Origin of the sequence: Microbacterium xanthum, assembly GCF_034531355.1 — a bacterium.
In the GTDB taxonomy this organism is placed as follows: Bacteria; Actinomycetota; Actinomycetes; order Actinomycetales; family Microbacteriaceae; genus Microbacterium; species Microbacterium xanthum.
Map to the genome: position 1 here is coordinate 172550 of NZ_JAWHUE010000004.1, position 23063 is coordinate 195612.

A 23063-nucleotide genomic window follows, 5' to 3' on the forward strand; every position below is an offset into this window, starting at 1 on the left:
CGCAGACCTCCCCGTCTCCGTCGGCGCCGCCGTCAGGAGGCGGGGAGGTCTTTGATGTGGTTGGTGATGCGGACCGTGGAGCAGCGCCGTCCCTCCGCATCGGTGACGACGATCTCATGCACGGTCATGCTCCGCCCGAGATGAACCGGTGTGCACACGCCGGTCACACGTCCCGACCGCGCCGACCGGGTGTGGGTGGCATTGATGTCCACGCCGACAGCGAGTCGACCCGGCCCGGCGTACAGGTTCGCGGCCATGGATCCGAGGGATTCGCCCAACACCACATACGCGCCACCGTGGAGCAGTCCCACGGGCTGTGTGTTCCCCTCCACCGGCATCGTGGCGACGGCGCGTTCCACCGCGAACTCCGTCAAGCGGATGCCCATCTTCTCGGCGAGAGCCCCCAGGCCGCGACCGGCGGCCCACTCGAGTCCGTCGACGGTGGTCGCATCGCTCATGGCGGGGGTGCCTTCCTCGGCGCGGTTCGGGGTGTCGGCACCCGCGTCTAGGCTTGGAGGGTGACGGACTCCGCAAAGCCTACCCTCCTGGTCGTCGACGGACATTCGCTCGCGTATCGCGCGTTCTACGCCCTCCCGGTCGACAATTTCTCCACCCGCGACGGGCAGCACACCAACGGCGTGTACGGATTCCTGGCGATGCTGGTCAACCTGATCAAGGCGGAGAAGCCCTCGCACATCGCGGTCGCCTTCGACACGTCGCGCCAGTCTTTCCGGACACGCGAGTACACCGAGTACAAGGCCAACCGCTCCGAGACCCCTCCGGAGTTCAAGGGCCAGATCCCGCTGTTGAAAGAATGCCTCGCCGCCATGAGCATCACGGTGCTCGAGAAGGAGGACATCGAGGCCGACGACATTCTCGCGACCCTCGCGACAGCAGGCGCAGCGGAGGGATACGACGTCCTCGTCTGCTCGGGAGACCGTGACACGATCCAGCTCGTCGACGACGACGTGACCCTCCTCTACCCGAACGTGCAGGGCGTTTCGCAGCTCAAGCGCTACGACCGCGAAGCCGTCATCGAGCGGTACAAGGTCCCGCCCGAGCAGTACCCCGACGTCGCCGCGCTGGTGGGAGAGACCAGCGACAACCTGCCCGGCGTTCCGAAGGTGGGGGAGAAGACCGCCGTCAAGTGGCTCACCCAGTTCGGCACCCTCGACGACCTGCTCGCCCAGGCCGACACGATCAAGGGCGTCGTGGGCAACAACCTACGCGAGCACATCGAGGACGTCCGGCGCAACCGGTCCCTGAACCGCCTCCTCCGGGACGTGGAGCTTCCGGTGGTGCCCGCAGATCTGGCCGTGCGGCCGATCGACGCCCAAGCGGTGCGAGACATCTTCGCGCGTCTGGAATTCCGGACCCTTCTGCCGCGGGTCTTCGACGCCGTCGGCGCGGACGCGGATGACGCGGCAAGCGCACCCGTCGCCGAGGCGCCCTCGCCCCTGGAGCCGAACGCGTCGGCACTGTCGGCCTGGCTCGATGCCGCCGCAGGCGACATCGGCGTGACCGTCGTCGTGCAGGGCGGACTTCCCAGCCGCATCGGCCTCGCCACGGCGGACGAAGCCGTCGAGGTGACGTGGGACGAACAGATCGCCGAGGTGGTCGGGCCCTGGCTCGCCTCCTCCGCGCCGAAGATCTTCTGCGACGCCAAGGCGCAGGTGAAGGCACTGCGCCGGGCCGGTGCGGTCGTGGACGCACTGGTGTTCGACGTCCTCATCGCCGGCTGGCTCCTGCGTCCGAGCCTTCCGGACAAGACGCTGGGCGACCTCGTCGAAAGCTACCTCGATGAGAGACTTCCCGAATCGGACCCCCGCCAGCTGGTGCCCGAGGAGGAGGGCGCGACTCCCGGCCAGCTGTCCTGGTACGTTCTGCGCGTGGCCGACTCGCTTCGGGGGAAGCTCCCGCCCCGTGTCGATGCGGTGCTCACCGATATCGAACTGCCCACTCTGATCACCCTGGCCGATATGGAGCTCGCAGGTGTCGCGGTCTCGCACGCGAAGCTCTCCGCGTTCTCGACCGATCTGGCCGCCCGGGCGGAAGGGATCGCCGCCGAGGCGTACGCGACGATCGGGCACGAGGTCAACCTCGGCTCACCCAAGCAGCTCCAGCAGGTGCTGTTCGAGGAGCTGGAGCTTCCGAAGACGCGCAAGACCAAGACCGGCTACTCGACGGATGCGGCGGTGCTGGCCGATCTGCAGGAATCCCACCCCCATCCGTTCCTGAGCCTGCTGCTGCAGCACCGAGAAGTCACCAAGCTCCGGCAGATCGTCGAGTCGCTCGACGCGGCGATCGGGCACGACGAGCGCATCCACACGACCTACGTCCAGACCGGCAGCCAGACGGGGCGCCTGTCGAGCACCGACCCGAACCTGCAGAACATTCCGATTCGTACCGAGGAGAGCCGGCTGATCCGAGCCGCTTTCGAGGTCGGGCAGGGGTATGAAACCCTGCTGACCGCCGACTACTCGCAGATCGAGATGCGGATCATGGCGCATCTGTCGGGAGACGAAGGACTCATCGAGGCCTTCAACACCGGCGAGGATCTCCACCGGTTCGTCGGAGCTCGGGTGTTCGGCGTCCAGCCCGAAGAGGTCACGCCGGCCATGCGCACGAAGGTCAAAGCGATGTCCTACGGTCTCGTCTACGGGCTCTCGGCGTTCGGGCTGTCCAAGCAGCTGCGCATCGAGCAGTCCGAAGCGAAGGCGTTGATGCTCGAGTACTTCGCGCGTTTCGGTGCGGTTCGCGACTACCTGCGTTCTTCGGTCGAGCAGGCCCGCATCGACGGCTACACCGAGACCATCTTCGGCCGCCGTCGGCCCTTCCCCGATCTCTCGAGCCCGAACCGCGTCCTGCGGGAGAACGCGGAGCGGGCTGCCCTCAATGCCCCGATCCAAGGCAGCGCCGCCGACATCATGAAGATCGCGTTGCTGAACATCCACGCCGAGCTGGGCGATGCGGGGTTGGCCTCGCGCGTGCTGCTGCAGATCCACGACGAGTTGGTCGTCGAAGTGGCGCCGGGGGAGTGGGATGCCGTCGAGCGGATCGTGACCGCTCGCATGGGCGACGCAGCCGTGCTCACTGTTCCGCTGGATGTCCAGATCGGGCGCGGAACGGACTGGAACCAGGCCGGTCACTGACCCGCGCGATCTTCTAGGCTCGGAACATGACAACCCCTGAACGCACCCCTACGCCGATCGACACGATCGCCGAGGCGTGGGTCGACACCGTCGCCGAGATCGACCCGATGGTCGCGACGTACATCGGTCGATTCGAGCACAACGACCGCTACGCGGATTACTCTCCCGAGGGACTCGCCGCGGGAGCCGAAGCCGCGCGCGGAACGCTTGCGCGGCTTCGCGCGACAGAGCCCGTCGACGCCATCGACGCTGTGACCAAGGAGGACCTCGAGCGCACCCTGGAGCTCGAGATCGATCTGCATGAGGCCGAGTGGCCGCTGCGCGATCTCAACGTGATCGCCTCGCCCGCGCAGGACATCCGATCGGTCTTCGACCTGATGCCCACCGACTCGGTCGAGGACTGGGCGGTCGTGTCGAAACGGATGGCCGCGCTCCCGGACGCGATCGAGGGGTACACCCGCACACTCCGCGAGGGTATCGATCGCGGTGTCGTGCCCGCCCGCCGTCAGGTGAATGAAGTCGCCGGTCAGATCGCGCGCTACACCGCCGACAACGGTTTCTTCGCGTCCTTCGTCGCCGACGCCGCACCGTCCGAGGGCCACCTCCCGGCGACCCTCACCCGCGAACTGACGGACCGTGCCAACGCGGCCCGTGTCGCCTACGACCGGCTGGCGACCTTCCTCACGCGAGAAATCGCACCGGTGGCGGGCGAGAAAGACGCCGTCGGGCGGGATCTGTACGCGTTGCACTCGCGTCGCTTCCTCGGCGCCACGATCGACCTGGACGAAACCTACGAGTGGGGCGTGGAAGAACTCGCTCGCATGGTCGCTGAGCAGGAGGAGATCGCCCGGGAGATCCTGCCCGGAGCCTCCGTCGAGGAGGCGGTCGCCTTTCTCGAGCAGGACGAGTCGCGCAAACTCCACGGCACCGATGCGTTGCAGCGCTGGATGCAGGAAACCAGCGATCGCGCCGTCGAAGAGCTCGGGCGGACCCATTTCGACATCGCCGACCCGATCCGCCGGCTGCAGTGCATGATCGCGCCGACCAAGGAAGGCGGCATCTACTACACCGGGCCCACCGACGACTTCTCGCGCCCCGGGCGCATGTGGTGGTCCGTGCCCGAGGGGGTGGAGTCCTTCGACACCTGGCGCGAGCTGACCACGGTCTACCACGAGGGCATTCCCGGCCATCACCTGCAGATCGCGCAGGCGGTGTACAACCGGGGCTCGCTCAACTCCTGGCGGCGGCTCTTGGCCGGCACGTCCGGACACGCTGAAGGATGGGCGCTATATGCCGAGCGCCTCATGGAGCAACTGGGATATCTCGACGACCCCGCCGACCGCCTCGGCATGCTGGACGGTCAGCGCATGCGCGCCGCCCGCGTCGTCCTCGACATCGGCGTGCACCTGGACAAGCCGCGGCCCGACGGACAGGGCAGGTGGGACGCGGACTACGCGCTCGAGTTCATGATGCGCAATGTGAATATGCCGGCGGAGTTCGTTCGCTTCGAGGTGAACCGCTACCTCGGATGGCCCGGCCAGGCGCCGTCCTACAAGGTCGGCCAGCGCATCTGGGAGAACCTGCGGGACGACTACGCGGCAGCCCGAGGCGCGGAATTCTCGATCAAGGACTTCCATCGGCGCGCGCTCGACATCGGCGGGGTCGGTCTCGACACGCTCCGCTCCGCACTGGCCTGACGAACGGGCGGGGTCATCGTCGTCGCGGCGTCGGCCCCGCCCCACCGGGAATACCCGGAACACGGCGGAGGTTCTCATGCAGGTGAATGAAATGCACCCCTCCGGTCTGCAGCTCGGTCTCGATACGTTCGGCGATATCACCGTCGACGCCGCGGGCGCCCCTCTGACCCCGGCGCAGACCATCCGCAACGTCGTCGAGCAAGCCGTCCTCGCCGATGAGGTGGGGTTGTCCTTCTTCGGGGTGGGAGAGCACCATCGTCCCGAGTTCGCCGTGTCGAGCCCCGAGATCGTCCTCGCGGCCGCAGCGGCCCGCACGCGCGACATCCACCTCGGCACCGCGGTCACCGTGCTGTCCTCGGACGACCCCGTGCGGGTCTTCGAGCGGTTCGCGACATTGGACGCGGTGTCCGGCGGGCGAGCGGAGGTCATCCTGGGACGCGGTTCCTTCATCGAGTCCTTCCCGTTGTTCGGGTACGAGCTGAGCGACTACGAGGTGCTCTTCGAGGAGAAGCTCGATCTGTTCTCGCGGCTTCGGCAAGAGCGTCCGGTCACGTGGCAGGGAACGACCCGGGCACCGCTGGTCGACGCGGATGTGCACCCGAAGACCGAGTCCGGCCGGCTGGCGGCATGGGTGGGAGTCGGAGGGTCGCCCGAGTCCGTCGTCCGGGCCGCGCGGTACGGATACGGGCTGATGCTCGCGATCATCGGCGGTCCCGCCGGGCGGTTCCGCCCATTCGCCGACCTGTATCGGCGGTCGCTGGATCAGCTCGGCGCACCACAGCTGCCCATCGGCGTCCACTCGCCGGGCCACATCGCCGACACCGACGAGCAAGCATGGGACGAGGCGTACGCCGGCTTCCAGGCGATGCACGACACCATCGGACGCGAACGGGGGTGGCCGCCGTACAGCCGCCTGGCGTTCCAGCGGGATATCGGCCCGGACGGGTCGACCTACGCCGGCTCGCCGGAGACGGTCGCGCGCAAGATCGCTGAGACGGTGCGCACGCTCGGAGTGGACCGCTTCGACATGAAGTTCTCCACGGGCACCCTTTCCCACGACAACCTCATGCGCAGCATCGAACTGTACGGAACCCGCGTCGCGCCCCGCGTGCGAGAGTTGCTGGCCTCGTGACCGCCGTAGCATGGGGCGCATGACAGACGCCGCCCGCCCGCGCGCGTCGGACGCGGGCCGTCGCCTCGACCGCTTGCCCTTCACGCGGGCGCATGCTCGGGTCCTCACCGGTTCGGGGATCGGGTGGGCGCTCGATGCCATGGACGTCGGGCTGATCTCCTTCATCATCGCCGCACTCGCCCTGCAATGGGATCTCGCGCCCGGGGAGACGGCGTGGATCGCGTCGATCGGGTTCATCGGCATGGCCATCGGCGCGAGCCTCGGCGGCCTCCTCGCCGACCGCATCGGCCGTCGGCAGGTGTTCGCCCTCACTCTGCTGATCTATGGGCTGGCCACCGGCGCCAGCGCCCTGGTCGGCGGCGTCGTCGCGCTGTTGATCCTGCGCTTCCTGGTCGGTCTGGGGCTGGGAGCGGAGCTGCCCGTCGCCTCGACCTACGTCAGCGAGTTCGCGCCGGCGCGGATCCGGGGTCGCCTGATCGTCATCCTCGAGGCGTTCTGGGCCCTCGGCTGGACTGCCGCGGCGTTGATCGGCTACCTCGTCATCCCGTCCTCGGACGACGGATGGCGATGGGCGTTCCTTCTCGGAGCGGTCCCAGCCGCGTACGCGCTCGTGGTTCGGTGGGGACTACCCGAGTCCGCCCGATGGCTCGAGCGTCGAGGACGTCATGCGGACGCCGACCTCGTGGTCAGCGAGTTCGAGGCGGCCGCCGGACGCAGACCGAGCACCGCTCCCGAACCGACGCCTCCGATCGCTCCTCCCGCCGCACCCACCAAAGCGCGCGTCCGCGCGCTGTGGTCGGGGGAGTTCCGAGGACGCACGACGGCGTTGTGGCTGGTGTGGTTCTGTGTGAACTTCTCCTACTACGGGGCCTTCATCTGGATCCCCACGCTTCTGGTCGCTCAGGGATTCGACCTGGTCCGCTCCTTCGAATACACCCTGTGGATCACCCTCGCGCAGCTTCCCGGATATGCCGTCGCGGCCTGGCTCATCGAGGTCTGGGGCAGGCGTGCCACCCTGTCGGTCTTCCTCGTCGGCAGCGCTGTCTCCGCGCTGCTGTTCGGCACCGCGACCTCGGAGGGGACGATCCTCGCAACGGGGATGGCGCTGTCCTTCTTCAACCTCGGCGCCTGGGGCGCCCTGTACGCCGTCACGCCCGAGATGTACCCGACGTCCCTCCGCGCCACCGGCGCGGGGTGGGCGGCCGGAGCGGGCCGCATCGCGTCGATCGTGGCACCGTTGTCCGTGCCGGTGCTGCTGGGCCTCGGCGGCGCCGCCACCCTCTTCGCCGTCTTCGGCGGGTTCTTCGCCGTGGCGGCCGTCGCGACATGGGGACTCGTCGATCGGCGTGGAGCAGCTCTGGATGAAAGGTGAAGCGATGACCGTCATCCGCTACGTCGCCATCGGCGATTCGTTCAGCGAAGGCGTCGGAGACGAGTTGCCCGACGGTTCGGTGCGCGGCTGGGCTGACCTCGTCGCGCAAGGCTGGGCCGATGGGACCCGACGACCGGTCGAGTACGCCAATCTCGCCATTCGCGGCAAGCTCGTCTGGCCGATCGTCGAGGAGCAACTCGAACAGGCCCTGGCGCTGCGTCCGACCCATCTGTCGTTCAACGGCGGCGGCAACGACATGCTGCGACCGCGCATCCCCCTGTCTCGTGTCGTCGATGCATTCCGCCGCGTCCTGCGCCGCTGCGACGAGCAGGGAGTCACCCTGATCCTGCTCTCCGGCGCTAATCCGTCGTCGCAGCTTCCGCTGTCTCGTCTGATCCAGTCCCGCGGGGACGCGCTTTCGCGGCAGGTGGTCGAGCTGGTCGACGATCGGAGCGACGTCGTGCGGGCTTTGAACTGGCCCGACCGGGAGCTGTCCACGCCGGGGTACTGGTCCCAGGACCGACTGCACATGAACTCCCGCGGACACCATCGCGTCGCCGCCCGCGTCCTCGCCGCGCTCGGGGTCGAGGCGCCGGGGGAGTGGTGGTCGATGCCACCCCTGGACCTGCCGCGGCTGGGCGCGGGGACATACGCGCGCGATCATCTCGGACCATGGGTGCGGCGAAGACTGACGGGGACCTCGTCCGGCGACGGGCGCGCAGCGAAGCACCCGGCGTTCATCACGGTGGCACCCGGGACGGACGGGGCTGCGGCGGCCTGAGCTTCGGGCGCCGGCGTTGTCAACCCCGCGCGCGGTCGGCCGTCGCTTCGGCAGGATCGGATCCGGAGAAAAGCCGGAAGCGAAAGAGTGTCGCTTTCCGGCGGAAAGGACTCGGCACATGAGTATCGGAGGCGGAATCGCCCTGTTCGTGATCGGCGCGATCCTCGCGTTCGCGGTGAACGTGGATGTGCAGTGGGTGAACCTGGATCTGATCGGCTACATCCTCATGGGTGCCGGCGTGCTGGTCTTCCTGATCGGCATCGTGCTCGTCGCGCGTCGACGTCGCAGCGACACCGTCACTCGGACCACGACCGACGGCGGGGAGCGCGTGACTCGCCGCTCGACGAGCACTCGGGACGACGTGGAGGGCGTCTGACATCGTCCTTGTGACCGCGTGTGTCGCGGCATGACGACACACGCGGTCACGCCGCGTCACTGTGATTGACGGCGGTCGCCACCTATCGGATCGTGGCTCCCATGACCGATCTCCGCACCGCATCCACCGCGCATGAGCCGTTGCGCTTCGCCTATTGGGTTCCGAACGTCAGCGGGGGTCTGGTCGTGTCGAACATCGAGCAGCGCACCTCCTGGCGCTACGAGGACAACGTCCGCCTGGCCCGCACGGCGGAGAGTGTCGGATTCGAGTACGCCCTCAGCCAGGTTCGATACCTGTCCAGCTACGGCGCCGCCCAACAGCACGAGTCCACCTCGATCAGCCTCGCTCTGCTCCTGGCGACCGAGAAGTTGAGAGTCATCGCCGCGGTGCATCCGGGGCTGTGGGAGCCGGCGGTGCTGGCGAAGTACATCCTCAGCGCCGACCAGTTCTCGCAGGGGCGGGCGGCGGTGAACGTGGTCAGCGGGTGGTTCAAGGATGAGTACACGAAGCTGGGGCTGCCGTGGCTGGAGCACGACGAGCGCTACCGACGGTCGGCGGAGTTCATCGAGGTTCTCCGCAGTCTGTGGACGCAGGAGCACGTCGACTTCGCCGGTGACTTCTACCGGGTCAATGACTTCACCCTCCGACCGGGGCCCCACCCGGTGCCTGGTCGGGCGCACCCGGAGATCTTCCAGGGCGGGAACTCGACGGCCGCGCGGTTCAACGGGGGAGCGCACGCGGACTGGTACTTCTCCAACGGCAAGGACTTCGACGGCTTCACCGAGCAGTACGACGACGTCACACGTATCGCGGCCGAGCACGGTCGCACCGTGCGATTCGGCCTCAACGCCTTCACGATCATCCGCGACACCGAAGCTGAGGCGCGCGCGCAGCTTCGGGAGATCATCGCGCAGGCGGATCACGCCGCCGTGGAGGGCTTCCGACGCTCCGTCCAGCAGGCCGGCGCGGCGACCCCCGATGGGAAGGGGATGTGGGCCGATTCTTCGTTCGACGACCTCGTGCAGTACAACGACGGATTCCGGACGCAGCTGTTCGGGCCGCCGGAGCAGGTGGCCGAGCGGATCATCGCGTACAAGAAGCGTGGCGTGAACCTGTTCCTCCTCGGTTTCCTGCACTTCGAAGACGAGCTGGAGGACTTCGGTCGACGTGTGATCCCTCTGGTCCGCGAGATGGAGGCGGATCTGCTCCGCACCGGTGACCCGATCGCCGTCGCCCGCTGAGCGCGGTCAGGAAGAGACGGCGTACACGAGGTCGACGAACGCCCCCGCGCGCTCGACGCTCCGCAGAGTCAGCCGGTCGGATTCGATCCGCCGGGGGAGGAGGGGTGCGCCGCCGCCGAGTGTGACCGGGGCGATCGACAGCCGCACCTCATCGAGCAGACCGGCGTCGGCGAATTGACCGGCGAGGTCGCCCCCGCCGGTGATCCACACGTCACGGCCGGCCGCCGACGCGATGATCGCATCGATGTGGTCGGCGACCGAACCGGCGACGAAGCGGAGATCCGCTCCGTCGACCCCGGCACGCTCCCGGCCCGTGAACACCCACGTCGCGCGGTCGCCGAACGCGTCGCGCCACGCCTCGGGTCGTTCGCGCAGCCGTTCCTGGGCGCAGACCCACTCGAACGTCGAGGAGCCCATGACCTGGGCGCCCACCGTCTCCAGGAACCGACCGAACCCTGCCAGGGTCTCTTCGGCGGGGACGGCGAAGAGCCAGTCGAGGGAGTGGTGGTCGTCGGCGAGGAAGCCGTCGAGGGTGGTGGCGGTGGCGTAGACGACCCGGCTGCTCATGGGCGCAGGCTACAGCCGACCTTCGACATCGCGCCGGCGTCGGAGGCGCCACTCGCGCCAGGCCGCGGTCGACCAGAGCGCCCAGAGCACCAGCAGCGGTTGGAAGAGGAGTCGGATGCCGCGGGCGAGGTCGGAGTCGAGTCCGAAGGCATCGACGCCATCGACGAACTGCGCCACGTTGCCGGGGAAGACCGCGATGAAGAACGCGGCCGCCATCCACCCGACCGCGGTACGTCTCCGAGTCCACAGCGCCAGCGCGGCCCCCAGCGCGATCTCAACGATTCCGGACGCCACGACCACGACGTCGGTGGGCAAGGGAACCCAGCCGGGCACCTGGGCGGAGAACTCGGCGCGGGCGAAGGTCAGGTGCGCGGCGCCGGCGAACACCAGCAAGATCGCGAGTGCGATGCGGGCGACGGTGCGAGCGATCTCCATGCATCCTCCGATTCCCGGGCCGACCCGATCTTCTGCGCCGGCCCGGCCAGCCTACGGCTGGGCGGGCTGACAGGCGGTCCCACCCGTGGAGGAGGGAGCCGCCGATGCACAAGTTGACATAATGTGCATTATCGGTTAATAAACTGCCTGAACAGCGCCGAGATGACTAGAACAGCTCTCACGAGCGACTCCTGACCACAGGCCCGAACCGCCCAACGCGACTGGCGCAGTCCCGATATTCGTTCACGTAAGCCTCGATCTTCGAAGATATTTCGTTGTCAGCACAAGTGACACGGCCGTAACCGCCAGTCCAGCGGACATGGCGACGATGATGGCGAGAAAGACCCCGCTGCTCATCTCGATGATGGCTCCCGTGGCGACGGCGATCATCAGCACTAGTACCGCGATCGAGAAGGCGAAGCTCGCCGCCCACAGAACCATGCTCCACCTACGAAGCTGCGTGATCGACATAGTGGCGCTCCTCCAACAGTTCTATAGCGTCATAACGACGCGGGCGTGAAGGTCGAATCGGTGACAACTCGACCTGATCTGTCACCCATTCGTTCTCCACGGCCCGTCGTCGTACGTGTAGGTGACAGTGCCGGCGCTGTCGGTGAAGGTGAGCATGTTGCCCAATCAAGTTGTCACGGATCAGTTCCTCACGCCCCTTCTCCCTTGCGAGGTGGTTCGACTTCTGGAGGGGTTGGTTCTTCGCGTTCGTGTTCGGCTGACTGCCGGTGAGGCATCCATGCCAGTACAAGCGCAAGGAGCAGTGCAGCGAAGCCTGCCGTCCTCAGGCACCAGATGAATAGCGGTGCCACCTCGGAGTTAAGGGCAAGCAACACCGAGGTGAGTATCGCGAGAATACCCGTGATCAGCGTTCCGAATCGCCACTTGCGAGATGTCATCAAAGGCCCCACATGCTGCCGGCGCTGTACTCGCGTCCCCAAAGGATGGATGCAGAAGCGTCCCCGAGCATTCCGCCGCCTACAGCTGCGAGCAGTTCGACACCGATGCAGGCCACGACAGTCACGCACAGCGGCGCGGCGGCAACACCAAGAAGGCCCGAGAATACAAGTCCGAAGGCCACCGCAGTCGTCTGATACCCCACCTCCTGCCAATCAATAGCTAAGCCGGTGGGATCACTCCAGTTTGTCGGATTGCCTTCAGCGTAGAGGAAGGGGTTGGCTTCCTGGCCGCTCGGGTCCATCTGTGTGAATCGACCGATGGTCGGATCGTAGTAGCGCTCCCCGAACTTGTAGAGCCCCGTGGGGTCCTGGTGCTGTCCGATGTAACGGAGCGTATTGGATTCAAGCTGTGTGCTGGCGCCCGTGTGGCGTTCTTCGCCGTATGGGCTATACGAATATCCGCCGATGGTGTTGCCGGTCTCGTCGAACAGACCAACGTGTCGTTTCGTCATGATCCATTCCGGTCGCCCAACTTTACGTTACAGGTGTAACGTTATTGGGCATCGGAGCGGAAACGACCAGTGCTCATGGAACTCTCATCCATGCCGGCCGCACGACCGTTGAGCGCGAAGAAGGGAGGCGGCATGAACGCTTGGTGGGGTGTCCTCGTCTTCATCGGCATAGCGAGCGTCCTGCTCGCGATCGTGGGGTCCTCTCTTCCTGAGAGTCTCGACCACCTGATTCCCGTTGCGGCCGTCACGATCGTCGTGGTCTCCGGCTTGTGGGCAATGGCGCTCAACCGTCGCCGACGGGGCCGCTGAGACGCCTACTCCCCCGCCTCTAGCGTGTTCGCGAAAGCGGTGGACACCGCTTCGTCAAAGGCACGGTTCTCGCGCTCGCTGCAGCGGTCATCCGTCGAGATCGAGCTGGACGGCGAGTGACAGGAAGCGTCGGCGCTCCGGGCATCCTGCGGATCGGCACCAGCAACGATCTCCGCGTCACTCCCCATTGCGGTGTTTCCGGTCGCGAGAAGTTCTGTGGCGACACGACTGATGCCCGGAGTCAGGCGAACCGATACCCGGGAGAAATCGCGCGGTGCACCGCGGGCCTAGGGTGGGACGGTGCTCGATTCACTCACCGGCTTCGTCGTCGTGGGTGTCGCGATCACCGTGGGGTACCTCATCGCGCGCATCGATCTGCTGGGCGAACACGCACGGCCCGTCCTGGCGCGCTTGACGTTCTTCGTTCTCTCGCCTTTCCTCCTGTTCGTCGTCTTGGCCGAGGCCGATGTGCGCACGTTGTTCTCTGCGCTGCTCCCGGTCTCGGCCATCGCCGCCGCCGTCGTGATCGCCATCCATGCACTCGCGGCACGACTTCTCTGGCGCCGCGGTGTCGGTGAGACCACGATCGGCGCCCTCAGCGCCGGGCAGGTCAACTCCAACAACATCGGCATCCCGCTGTCCGTGTACCTGTTGGGCAGCGCCGCCTACCCCGCCCCGGTGATTCTTCTTCAGTTGCTGATCCTCACGCCGATCACGATGGCCATCTTCGAGTCGGTCACCTCGCATCGTCGCTCGGTCGGCCGCATCATGGCGCGGACGGTGACCAACCCTCTGGTGATCGGGTCGATGCTCGGCACGCTGGTCGCCGTGAGTGGGATCGACATGCCGGCCATCGCGATGGAGCCGCTCCGCCTGATTGCCGACGCCTGCGTACCGGTGCTGCTCATCAGCTACGGCATGTCATTGTTCGGCCAACGCGTCCTCAGCGCCTCGGGGCGCCGGCGCGACGTGGTGCTGGCCACCACCCTCAAACTCGTGGTCATGCCCGTGACGGCATGGATTTTCGCCCGGTTCGTGTTCGGGATGTCCTCCGAGGAAGTCCTCGTCGTGGTTGTACTGGCAGCGCTTCCGACCGCGCAGAACGTGTTCAACTACTCCCAGCGGTTCGGCATCGGTGAGACGATCTCGCGCGACACGGTCTTCCTGACGACGGTTGGATGCGTACCGGTTCTCTTCGCCGCAACCTGGCTCCTGGGATAGCCGCTCCCCCTGGCGCCGCGTGTGCGCGTACAGTGGGAACGAGCCATTCCCAGGGAACATTCAGAAAGGCCGCTCATGTCTCTCGAATCCGCGGAGAAGTCCGCCGTCAACGGCATCCGCACCGCACTCGGTATCGGCGGCGTGCTCGCCGTCATCGTCGGCATCCTGATCCTCGTGTGGCCCGGCCGCACCGCCGCGGTGGTGACGGCGATCATCGCGATCTACGCCATCGCCGCCGGCCTCGTCTACGCGGGTCTCGGTATCTTCTCCAAGTCCAAGGGCGGGTGGTCGCGCGTCGGACACATCGTCCTCGGCATGCTGTTCGTCATCGCGGGCATCGTCGCGTTCTTCAACCTCGCGCAGACCACCGAATTCCTCGCGCTCTTCCTCGGCATCCTCGTCGGCGTGATGTGGATCATCGAGGGTGTCGTCTCCCTGTCGACCCTCAGTGAGTCGCGCTCGAAGGGATGGACCATCTTCTTCGCCATCCTGAGCATCATCGCCGGTGTCGTGCTGCTGTTCAGCCCGCTGTGGGGCGCGCTGGTGCTGTGGTGGGTCCTCGGGATCTCGCTGGTGATCCTCGGGATCGTTCAGATCGTCCGGGCCTTCACGTTCAGCCCGCTGGACGCCTGAGGCTCATCGATCTGCCGAGGGCATCGCACGCAACGGCGTGCGGTGCCCTCGTACCGTCTCAGGACGGGGTCACTCCCCCGCGAACGATCCGGTGTCGCCGACCAGACGGGTGTTGTCCGCCGGGATCGGATCGACGGCGGCCGCGGCGACCTCGGCTGCGAACTCGGAGACGTTGTACAAGCGACCGGCGGATTCGCGCCGCGAGGAGATCGCGCCGGGATTGGCCCGCTCCAACAGGGTCGCGGTGATGGTGCCCTCGATCATGTCCCCCGACACGACCACGAACCCCACACCGCGCTCATTGAGCGCAGGGATCCGCTCTCGCAACGCGTCTTCCCCCGCCCGCTTGGACAATGCGACAGGCTCGTACTCGGGCATCGTCGGGGTCGTGCGGATGAAGTGAGCCTGGTGACTGGTGACGAACACGACCCGTCCCCCCGTGGCCAGCAACGGCAGCGCGGTCTCGAGCGCACCCACCTGCGCGTCCCGGTTGAGCGAGAGCGCGTAGTCGGCCGCCATCCCGGACTCCATGCCGCCGGATGCGTTCAAGACGAGGATGTCCAGGCGACCGAACTCGCGCTCGACCTCGGCGAACATCTCGGCGACCGAAGCATGGTCCGTCAGGTCCGCTCCGACCACCAGCACCCGCACGCCGAACTCGCGCAGTTCGGTGGCGAGCTTCTCGGCTCGTGGGGCCTTATTGCGGAAGTTGATCACGACGTCGGCCCCGGCCTGCGCGAGATAGCGCGCGGTGTCGGCACCGATGCCTCGCGAGGAGCCGGTGACGAGGGCGGTCTTGCCGGACAGCGAACCGGCGGGGAGGGGCTGGGACATGGGCTTCGCTCCTGGGTCGTGACGGTGCGCGTGGGCACGCGAACCGTCACGACCCTATCAATCACCCACTTCTCGCCTGGAGCCCGTGTCGCGGTGCGAACGGCCCCGCCGCCCGTAGCCGTTGGTAGTGTTCGATCAAGCGAAGGAGGGACCGATGATGCCCGATCTGACGGAATATCTCTGGATCGTCTGGCTCGTTCTCGCCCTGCTGTTCGTCATCGTCGAACTCCTCACCCTGGAGTTCACCTTCCTGATGCTCGCCGCCGGAACCCTCGTCGGCGGGCTGGGCGTGAATCTGCTCGGCGGCCCCTGGTGGCTGCAAGTGGGTGCCGCAGCGGCGATCTCCGCATTGCTGCTGTTCACGATCCGGCCCCTGCTTCTGCGCGCCCTGCGCAGATCCACGGGGAACGCCAAGACGAATGTCGACGCACTCTTCGGCATCGGCGGCCGTGTGCTCGCGCCCTTCGTCGACGGCGCAGGTTCGGTCAAGCTCGACAACGGGGAGACGTGGACGGCCCGCCCGGCCGCGGGGGTCGCCGACGCATCACTGGGCCCGGGTGACCGGGTGACCGTCGCGGCGGTACGGGGAGCGACCGTGGAGGTCGCCCCCGCGACGGCGCAACACGAGGAGGAAGCTGAACATGGTTGACGTCGGTTCGTTCATCGGACAGATTTTCGTGATCGTCCTGCTCCTGGTCATCGCGATCTTCGTCGTTGTGGTGATCTTCCGCTCCATCCGGATCATCCCTCAGGCGTACGCCGGGATCGTGGAAAGGCTCGGGCGATATCAGCGCACCTTGAGCCCCGGCCTGAACCTCCTGGTTCCCTTCATCGACCGGCTACGGCCGCTGGTGGACATGCGCGAGCAGGTCGTCTCCTTCCCGCCCCAGCCGGTCATCACCGAAGACAACCTCGTCGTGTCGATCGACACGGTCGTGTACTTCCAGGTCACCGACGCGCGCGCGGCGACCTACGAGATCGCGAACTACCTCAGCGCCGTCGAGCAGCTGACCACCACCACCCTTCGCAATGTCGTGGGCGGACTGAACCTCGAGGAGGCGCTCACCAGCCGCGACAACATCAACGGTCAGTTGCGCGTCGTGCTCGACGAGGCCACCGGCAAGTGGGGGCTGCGCGTGTCCCGCGTCGAGCTCAAAGCCATCGACCCGCCGGTGTCGATCCAGGATTCGATGGAGAAGCAGATGCGCGCCGAACGCGATCGCCGCGCTGCGATCCTGACCGCCGAGGGGTCCAAACAGTCTCAGATCCTCGAGGCCGAAGGGCGTCGGCAGTCCGAGATTCTGCGCGCCGAGGGCGACAAGCAGGCCGCGGTGCTGCGTGCGCAGGGTGAGGCGGAGGCGATCGAGATGGTGTTCGATGCGATCCACGCCGGCGAACCCGACGACAAGCTGCTGGCATATCAGTACTTGCAGACGCTCCCCAAGATCGCCGACAGCGCCTCGAGCAAACTGTGGGTGATCCCGAGTGAGATGACAGAAGCGCTCAAGGGCATCGGTGCGGCCTTCGGCGGGCGGGCGGAGGAGACCGCGCGCAAGGAGACCACCCCGCGTCAGAAGCCCACCGGCCCGAAGAACGCCGCGGCCGATGCGGCCCTCGCCGCCGCGCGCGAGGCGGCATCGGCCGCGGATGACATCGCCACGGAGGCACGCAAGACCACGCCCGGTGCCGCCGGGGGCGCCGGTGAGGCACGCTAGAGCTCGTGCACCCTTGGTTCGACGGTTCCCCCCTGCCCCGCGTCCTCGCCCACCGCGGTCTGGTGACCGCCTCCGATGAGGCGGAGGGAATCGTCGAGAACTCCTTCGCAGCGGTGACCGCCGCGCACGCGGCCGGCGTCGTCTACATCGAGTCGGACTGCCATCTCACGGCAGACGGTGAGGTCGTGCTCTTCCACGATGCGGACCTGCGAAGAGTGACCGGCGACCCTCGCACCGTCGCCCAGGTGCGTCTGCGGGAACTGGATGGTCTGATGTCCTCGCGCGGTGGATTGATCACCCTCCGCCAAGCGCTCGAGACCTTCCCCGACGTACGCTTCAACATCGATGTGAAATCCGCGGAGGCCGCTGTGCCGGCGGGCCGGATCGTCGCAGCGCACGCCGAGCGTGTGTTGCTCACGAGCTTCGACGACGAGCGTCGCCGTGCCGCCCTCGCCGCCGCGACGGTCGGGTCCTCACGACCGGCGACTTCCGCGGGGTCCGGGACGGTCGCACGGTTCGCGGCAGCGGCAGCGGTGCGGTCCCGAGCGTGGGCGGCGCGGGCGTTGGCCGGCATCGACGCCCTGCAGATTCCCGAGCGCCAGGGACCGCTGCGCCTCGTCTCCCCTCGCAGTGTCGCCCTCGCCCACGAGGTCGGCGTCGAGGTCCATGTCTGGACGGTGAACGAGCCTGAGACGATGCATCAGCTCCTCTCCTGGGGTGTCGACGGCATCGTCACCGATGTCGCGGACATCGCGCTGGAGGTCGTCGCCGGTCGATGACCGCCACCCGCCACGCGCGGAGGTCGAGCGGCGCTGTGCATCGACTGTGAATGGGTCGCCTCAGGTGCCCGTTCGGATGATTCGCACAGCTGTCAGCGTTATACCTGAGGACCGACGAGAGGACCACCCCCTATGGCAGACCGCAGTCTGCGCGGCATCCGACTCGGCGCCCAGAGCCTACAAAGCGAAGAGGGCGTCGTTTTCCACGACCGCGCGCAGCACACGTACTCGTGTTCGTCCTGTGGACGAGACACGGTGATCACCTTCGCCGCCGATGCGGAGGTCCCCGAGGCCTGGGAGTGCCGCACCTGCGGCGCCGAGGCCCTTCTGCGCATCGGCGAGGGCACGGCGACGGTGGACCACAGCGGTGACAAGGCGGCACGTACCCATTGGGACATGCTGCTCGAGCGTCGTACCATCCCCGAACTCGAAGAGCTCCTCGAGGAGCGGCTCGCCTACATCCGCGAACGGCGCGGTGCGGCGGCGGCCACCGACAAGCTCAGCGCCTGACGCGCCCTCACCGACCGGCGTCGGCTCCCTCGGGAGCCGGCGCCGTTGTCGTGTCCGCTCGCCGACGTGAGCGGACACGGACGAACGCACCCAGACCGACCAGGACCGCGAGACTCCCCCAGCCCAGGATCGCCTGCACCGCGGGACCGATCAGCACGGCCGGCGTGAGTCCGCTGCGCAGCGGCACGTCGGCCACCATCGCCCCGGCCACGTCGGTGGGCAGCGACTCGATGGTCGCTCCGGTCGGATCGATGATCTGGCTGGTGCCGACGGTCGACAGGTTCACGACCGAGCGCCCCGTCTCGATCGCCCGCATCCGAGCGAAGGCGAGCTGCTGGAAGTTCTCGTCGGTGTCGCGGAAGTCGGCGTTGTTCGTCTGGAACACGTACAGCTCCGCACCGTCTCGCGCGCCGTCCCAGATCACCTCGTCGTAGATGACGTCGAAGCAGATCGCGAGGCCCACCCCCACGCCGTCGACGTCGAAGAACGGCGCGTTCGTCCCGGGTGTGTACTCGCGTTGGATGAGCCCGATCAGATCCGGCACGATCGCTTCGAAGAACCAGCGGTCGGGGACGTACTCCCCCATCGGAACCGGGTTGGCCTTGTCGTGCAGCTGCTCTGCGCCGTTCTCCGCCGTCCACAGCAGCGACGTGTTGAAGATGTCGTCGCCGCGTTCGGTGGCCGCGTTGACGATGAGGGGCGCATCTGCACGGACGCTCAGACCGTCCAGCGCGGCGGCGGTCGCCGGATCCTGCAACGGGTCGTAGCCGATGCCGCCTTCCGGCCACACGAGCACGTCGACGTCGTCGTCGAGGATGGGCTCCGACGCGTCCAGCTGCGCGTTCAGCACCTCGTACGGTTCGCGCTGATCGAAGTAGGCGGACGGGCCGTTGCCCTGGACCGCGCCGACACGCCACGTCCCCGCGTCGGAGGTCGGGAAGGCCGGAACCGCGACCAGCAGCACGGCCGCCGCGGCCGCCGGCGCGGCCGTCCGCGCGTCGCGCAGCCGTCCCGCTCGCAGCCACTCGATGACGGCCGCCGTGAAGAGCACCATCACGAAGGTCAGCCCGCTCACCCCGAGCCAAGACGCCACGTGCGCCAGCGGGCTCTCCGACTGGCTCATCCCGAGCCTGCCCCACGGGAACCCCGTGTACGGCCACGACCCCATGAACTGCTCTCGGAGCGTCCAGACGCCGCCGACCAGCGCGGGAAGCCCGATCAGGCGTGCCCATCGTCCCGGCCAGACCCGGGGGAACCAGCGATAGGCCAGCGCCAACAGGATCGATCCCAGCCCCATGAAGAGCGTCTCGATGCCGGCCAGGGCGAACCACGGAATGACGCCCAGGTATCGGGTGATCCAGAGGATGTGGATGAGGTAGAAGGACGCGCCGAAGACGACCCCCACCAGCAGTGCTCCGCCGACGCTGCGCCCGATGAGGGAGACCAGCGCGAACGCCACCCCCACGAACGCCAGCGGCCACCATCCGATGTCGGGGTAGGCCGCATCGAGCACCGCTCCCCCCACGGCGGAGGCGAGGACCGCGGCCCACAGCGGCAGGAGGGGCCGTGGGGCCGGGGCGAGAGTCACCGCTCCAGCCTAATCCGCGTCGTCCGGGCGGGAACCGAGAGGCATCAGACCGAGCTGTACGCGACGATCCCGCGGCGCACCGACTCCAGGGCGCGACGCGCCGTGCGCGCCAGGTCGGGCGGGGCCACCAGGGACAGCTGATCGAGCAGGTCGATGGTCTGCTTGGTCCAGCGGACGAAGTCGCCGGCGGCCATGTCGGCCTCGGCCAGCACCGCGTCGAGGGGAAGACCCCTCGCCCATCCGTGCATCGCGGCGGAGAGGTTCGCCGAGGGCGGCTCGGATCCGGGAAGCCGATGATCGGTCTCGAGGTCGTCGAGTCGCTGCCACAGATCGGTGGTCTTCTCCAGCGCGATTCGGAAGGCGCCGCGAGGGAGGCGCCGATCACCGTATCCGCCGTCGTCGCGTCGAGGCTCGTAGACCAGGGCGCACGCGATCGCCGCGAGCGAGGGCGCGTCCAACGCGCTCCACAGCCGCAGCCGGAGGCTCTCCGCCACGAGGAGGTCGCGTTCGCCGTAGATGCGCTTCATCGTGAGGCCATCGGCGGTCAGCACCGTCGATCCGTCCTCCTCGACACGGACGTAACCCACCTCGTCGAGCACGTCGACCACCCGGTCGAAGACCCGCGCGACGGTGCCGGTGCGCGACTCGATCTGGCCCCGGAGCTTCCGGACGGTGCGGTCGAGCTTGTTGTACCGCTCAGCCCACCGGGCGTGATGCTCCCGGTCCGGGCATTCGTGACTCGGGTGCCGGCGCATCCGGGTCCGGAGGGACTGGATCTCGCGTTGGCGGGCGTCGCGGGTGGCCCGCCCCGCCGTGACGTCCTTGCGATTGATCTTCTCGATGTCGCTGAGCTCTCGGCGAATGCCGGCGTACTCCGCGAAGTCCCCTCGATCGCACGCCATGGCATCGGCGTACCCGGCCAGCGACTCTTCGGCGTCCTTCACCTGTCGGGCGAGTCCCACCACGGCCCTATCGGCCTGGAACTGGGCGAACGAGGACTGCAGGATCTCGCGGGCCCGATCGCGCCCGAACCGGTCGATGAGGTTCACGGCCATGTTGTACGTCGGGCGGAAGCTCGAGTTGAGCGGGTACGTGCGCCGCGATGCGAGGGCGGCGACCGCCTGCGGGTCGACGCCCTCGGTCCACTGGACGACCGCATGCCCCTCGACGTCGATGCCGCGGCGACCGGCACGACCGGTCAGCTGCGTGTACTCCCCCGATGTGATCGCGACGCGCGCCTCGCCGTTGAACTTCTGGAGCTTCTCCAGCACGACCGTGCGCGCGGGCATGTTGATGCCGAGGGCGAGTGTCTCGGTGGCGAAGACGGCCTTGACCAGCTTCCGCTGGAACAGCTCCTCGACGATCTCTTTGAAAGCCGGCAGCAGACCCGCGTGATGGGCGGCGACGCCCCGCTCGAGGTTGTCCTTCCACTCCCAGTAGCCGAGCACGCCGAGGTCCTCCTCGACGAGGTTGCGAGTGCGTTCCTCGACGATCTCCCGGATGAGACTCCGCTCCTCGGGAGAGGTGAGCCGGACGCCGGAGCGGCGCACCTGGATGACGGCCTGGTCGCAGCCGGCGCGACTGAAGATGAAGAAGATCGCGGGGAGGAGGTTCGCGCGACGCAGCAGCTCCACGACCTCCGGGCGGTCGATCCGCTCCACCCGCTGCGGGTTCCCGGCGCGCTGCGGCCGTCTGCCGCCGCGGTGGGGCCGTCGGCCTCCCCCGCCGTGCCGACCGCTCTCGTACCCGCTGCCGCGGGCGGATCTGATGCGCAGCAGCTCCTGGTTGACCTGGGCCGTCGCGACGCCCGCGCGGTCGTCGAACAACGGGAGGAGGTCGCCCCGCACGAGGACGTGCTGCTCCAGCGGCACCGGGCGGGTCTCGGAGACGATGATCTCCGTGTCGCCGCGCACCGCGTCGAGCCATTCCCCGAACTCCTCCGCGTTCGACACCGTCGCCGACAGGGCGATCAACCGCACCGAGGCGGGGAGGTGGATGATGACCTCCTCCCACACCGCGCCCCGGAAGCGGTCGGCGAGGTAGTGCACCTCGTCCATCACGACGAAGCGCAGTCCCTGGAGGGCCGGCGAGTCGGCGTACAGCATGTTCCGGAGCACCTCGGTGGTCATCACGACGATGCGCGCGGAGGCGTTGATGTTCGTGTCGCCGGTGAGAAGGCCGACGTCGTCGGGTCCGTAGACGTCGACCAGCTCGCGGAACTTCTGGTTCGACAACGCCTTCATGGGTGTCGTGTAGAACGCTTTGTCGCCCGGAGCCGACATCGCCAGGTGGATGCCGAATTCGCCCACGATGGTCTTCCCCGCGCCGGTGGGTGCCGCCACGAGAACACTTCGGCCGGCCTCCAAGGCGTGGCACCCGGCGACCTGGAACGGATCCAGGTCGAAGCGCTGCGCATCCGCGAACTCCCGCGTCCGGGGGTGCTCCCGCTCCTCGTTGGCGCGAGCGAAGCGCTCGGCCGGCGACAGGGTCACGGAGCGGTCCCGTCGGCGAGAAGCTTCTCCTCGCGTTTGCGGCGTCGACGGTCGAAGAACAGCGACACCAGCGCCGCGGCGAAGAACAACAACGAGAGGATGCCGGCGAGCAGGATCATCGAGACCACGTCGGCACCCGGGGTGGCGACCGCGGCGAAGATCGTCGCCACGAGCACCGCGACCCGCCAGCCCTTCAGGATGTCGCGACCGGTCATGACCCCCGCAAGGTTCAGCGCCACCAGGAAGACCGGGAGCACGAAGGCGACACCGACGACGATGACGAGCTTGAAGACGAAGTCGTAGTAGAACTTCGCATCGTAGAAGGATGCACCACCTTCGGGGACGAAGGTGGCCATGATCTCGACGATGTGGGGCATCACCGCGAGACCCGTCCAGCAGCCGGCGAAGAACAGCGGGATCGCCGCGGCCACGAAGCCGATCGTGTACTGCACCTCTTTGCGGGTCAGGCCCGGCATCACGAACGCCCAGATCTGCCACAGCCACACCGGCGCGGACAGAAGGAGGCCGATGGCGAAGGCCATCCGAATACGAAGGTCGAAAGCGGAGGTCACGGTGCTGAACATCAGCTCGACTTCGATCTCGTCACCGCGCTGCTCCGCGATGACGCGGATGGGCTCCGTGATGAGATGGATGACGCCGTCGGTGATGAAGAACGACACGACCATGCCGATCAGCAGGGCCGCCGCAGCGATCATCAGTCGTTTGCGCAGCTCGACCAGATGCTGGCCGAGAGACATCCGGCGCTCACCGCGCGAAGGCTTCGTGCCCTTCGCCGCGGGCGTGTCGGT

The 23063-nt window shown here is 67.6% G+C and carries 23 protein-coding genes; 14 read left to right on the forward strand and 9 right to left on the reverse strand.

Going from position 1 to position 23063, the window contains the following annotated elements; genetic code table 11:
- Window positions 1-32 precede the first annotated feature (32 nt).
- A complete protein-coding gene (locus tag RZO50_RS13140) occupies window positions 33-458 on the reverse strand; it encodes a hotdog fold thioesterase (RefSeq protein ID WP_322600181.1) in 426 nt (141 codons plus the stop codon).
- 60 nt (window positions 459-518) lie between these two features.
- Here RZO50_RS13140 and polA point away from each other — a divergent pair, with 60 nt between their 5' ends.
- The 7 genes from polA to sfnG all read left to right on the forward strand — a co-directional run bounded on the left by polA (window position 519) and on the right by sfnG (window position 9751).
- Window positions 519-3152: a DNA polymerase I gene (gene polA, locus RZO50_RS13145; protein WP_322600182.1), complete on the forward strand. Its 2634-nt coding sequence runs from the start codon at window positions 519-521 to the stop codon at window positions 3150-3152.
- Between the two features lie 26 nt (window positions 3153-3178).
- Complete coding sequence (locus RZO50_RS13150; RefSeq protein ID WP_322600183.1) at window positions 3179-4849, forward strand: DUF885 domain-containing protein; 1671 nt, start codon at window positions 3179-3181, stop codon at window positions 4847-4849.
- Window positions 4850-4940: 91 nt separating this feature from the next.
- Window positions 4941-5981, forward strand: coding sequence for an LLM class flavin-dependent oxidoreductase (locus RZO50_RS13155; protein WP_322600184.1), 1041 nt, complete (start codon window positions 4941-4943; stop codon window positions 5979-5981).
- A 19-nt stretch (window positions 5982-6000) separates the two neighbouring features.
- Complete coding sequence (locus RZO50_RS13160) at window positions 6001-7353, forward strand: MFS transporter (protein ID WP_322600185.1); 1353 nt, start codon at window positions 6001-6003, stop codon at window positions 7351-7353.
- Between the two features lie 4 nt (window positions 7354-7357).
- Window positions 7358-8134 (forward strand): SGNH/GDSL hydrolase family protein, encoded by a 777-nt coding sequence (locus RZO50_RS13165; RefSeq protein ID WP_322600446.1) that lies wholly within the window; start codon window positions 7358-7360, stop codon window positions 8132-8134.
- A 118-nt stretch (window positions 8135-8252) separates the two neighbouring features.
- Window positions 8253-8510, forward strand: a complete 258-nt coding sequence (locus tag RZO50_RS13170; RefSeq protein ID WP_322600186.1) for a DUF6458 family protein — start codon at window positions 8253-8255, stop codon at window positions 8508-8510.
- Between the two features lie 101 nt (window positions 8511-8611).
- Window positions 8612-9751 (forward strand): dimethylsulfone monooxygenase SfnG, encoded by a 1140-nt coding sequence (gene sfnG / locus RZO50_RS13175; RefSeq protein WP_322600187.1) that lies wholly within the window; start codon window positions 8612-8614, stop codon window positions 9749-9751.
- Window positions 9752-9757: 6 nt separating this feature from the next.
- On the opposite strand, the gene RZO50_RS13180 is transcribed toward sfnG, so the two are convergent.
- The 4 genes from RZO50_RS13180 to RZO50_RS13195 all read right to left on the reverse strand — a co-directional run bounded on the left by RZO50_RS13180 (window position 9758) and on the right by RZO50_RS13195 (window position 12173).
- Window positions 9758-10318, reverse strand: a complete 561-nt coding sequence (locus RZO50_RS13180; RefSeq protein ID WP_322600188.1) for a dihydrofolate reductase family protein — start codon at window positions 10316-10318, stop codon at window positions 9758-9760.
- A 9-nt stretch (window positions 10319-10327) separates the two neighbouring features.
- A complete protein-coding gene (locus tag RZO50_RS13185) occupies window positions 10328-10753 on the reverse strand; it encodes a DoxX family protein (protein ID WP_322600189.1) in 426 nt (141 codons plus the stop codon).
- A 243-nt stretch (window positions 10754-10996) separates the two neighbouring features.
- Entirely contained in the window at window positions 10997-11224 is a 228-nt protein-coding gene (locus RZO50_RS13190) for a hypothetical protein (protein ID WP_322600190.1), read from the reverse strand.
- A gap of 436 nt (window positions 11225-11660) precedes the next feature.
- The gene (locus RZO50_RS13195; protein ID WP_322600191.1) at window positions 11661-12173 is read right to left on the reverse strand and encodes an RHS repeat-associated core domain-containing protein; all 513 of its coding nucleotides are present in this window, start codon (window positions 12171-12173) and stop codon (window positions 11661-11663) included.
- Between the two features lie 132 nt (window positions 12174-12305).
- On the opposite strand from RZO50_RS13195, the gene RZO50_RS13200 reads away from it, so the two are divergent.
- From RZO50_RS13200 to RZO50_RS13210, 3 genes are all read left to right on the forward strand, one after another.
- Window positions 12306-12482, forward strand: coding sequence for a hypothetical protein (locus tag RZO50_RS13200; protein ID WP_322600192.1), 177 nt, complete (start codon window positions 12306-12308; stop codon window positions 12480-12482).
- Between the two features lie 300 nt (window positions 12483-12782).
- Window positions 12783-13703, forward strand: a complete 921-nt coding sequence (locus RZO50_RS13205; protein WP_322600193.1) for an AEC family transporter — start codon at window positions 12783-12785, stop codon at window positions 13701-13703.
- Window positions 13704-13778: 75 nt separating this feature from the next.
- Complete coding sequence (locus RZO50_RS13210) at window positions 13779-14336, forward strand: HdeD family acid-resistance protein (protein WP_322600194.1); 558 nt, start codon at window positions 13779-13781, stop codon at window positions 14334-14336.
- 69 nt (window positions 14337-14405) lie between these two features.
- Here RZO50_RS13210 and RZO50_RS13215 read toward each other — a convergent pair whose 3' ends face one another.
- Window positions 14406-15170: an SDR family oxidoreductase gene (locus RZO50_RS13215; RefSeq protein WP_322600195.1), complete on the reverse strand. Its 765-nt coding sequence runs from the start codon at window positions 15168-15170 to the stop codon at window positions 14406-14408.
- Between the two features lie 154 nt (window positions 15171-15324).
- On the opposite strand from RZO50_RS13215, the gene RZO50_RS13220 reads away from it, so the two are divergent.
- The 4 genes from RZO50_RS13220 to RZO50_RS13235 all read left to right on the forward strand — a co-directional run bounded on the left by RZO50_RS13220 (window position 15325) and on the right by RZO50_RS13235 (window position 18174).
- Entirely contained in the window at window positions 15325-15819 is a 495-nt protein-coding gene (locus tag RZO50_RS13220) for an NfeD family protein (RefSeq protein WP_322600196.1), read from the forward strand.
- A complete protein-coding gene (locus RZO50_RS13225; protein WP_322600197.1) occupies window positions 15812-16885 on the forward strand; it encodes an SPFH domain-containing protein in 1074 nt (357 codons plus the stop codon). The genes RZO50_RS13220 and RZO50_RS13225 overlap by 8 nt, the downstream gene beginning before the upstream one ends.
- 5 nt (window positions 16886-16890) lie before the next feature.
- Window positions 16891-17664 (forward strand): glycerophosphodiester phosphodiesterase family protein, encoded by a 774-nt coding sequence (locus RZO50_RS13230; protein WP_322600198.1) that lies wholly within the window; start codon window positions 16891-16893, stop codon window positions 17662-17664.
- Between the two features lie 132 nt (window positions 17665-17796).
- On the forward strand, window positions 17797-18174 hold the full coding sequence (locus RZO50_RS13235) for an RNA polymerase-binding protein RbpA (RefSeq protein WP_322600199.1): 378 nt from the start codon (window positions 17797-17799) through the stop codon (window positions 18172-18174).
- A 7-nt stretch (window positions 18175-18181) separates the two neighbouring features.
- Here RZO50_RS13235 and lnt read toward each other — a convergent pair whose 3' ends face one another.
- From lnt to tatC, 3 genes are read right to left on the reverse strand one after another with little or no spacing between them, the layout of a single operon-like run.
- Complete coding sequence (gene lnt / locus RZO50_RS13240) at window positions 18182-19762, reverse strand: apolipoprotein N-acyltransferase (protein ID WP_322600200.1); 1581 nt, start codon at window positions 19760-19762, stop codon at window positions 18182-18184.
- A 44-nt stretch (window positions 19763-19806) separates the two neighbouring features.
- Window positions 19807-22254, reverse strand: a complete 2448-nt coding sequence (locus RZO50_RS13245; protein WP_322600201.1) for a DEAD/DEAH box helicase — start codon at window positions 22252-22254, stop codon at window positions 19807-19809.
- The gene (gene tatC, locus RZO50_RS13250; RefSeq protein WP_322600447.1) at window positions 22251-23012 is read right to left on the reverse strand and encodes a twin-arginine translocase subunit TatC; all 762 of its coding nucleotides are present in this window, start codon (window positions 23010-23012) and stop codon (window positions 22251-22253) included. The genes RZO50_RS13245 and tatC overlap by 4 nt, the downstream gene beginning before the upstream one ends.
- Between the last annotated feature and the right edge of the window lie 51 nt (window positions 23013-23063).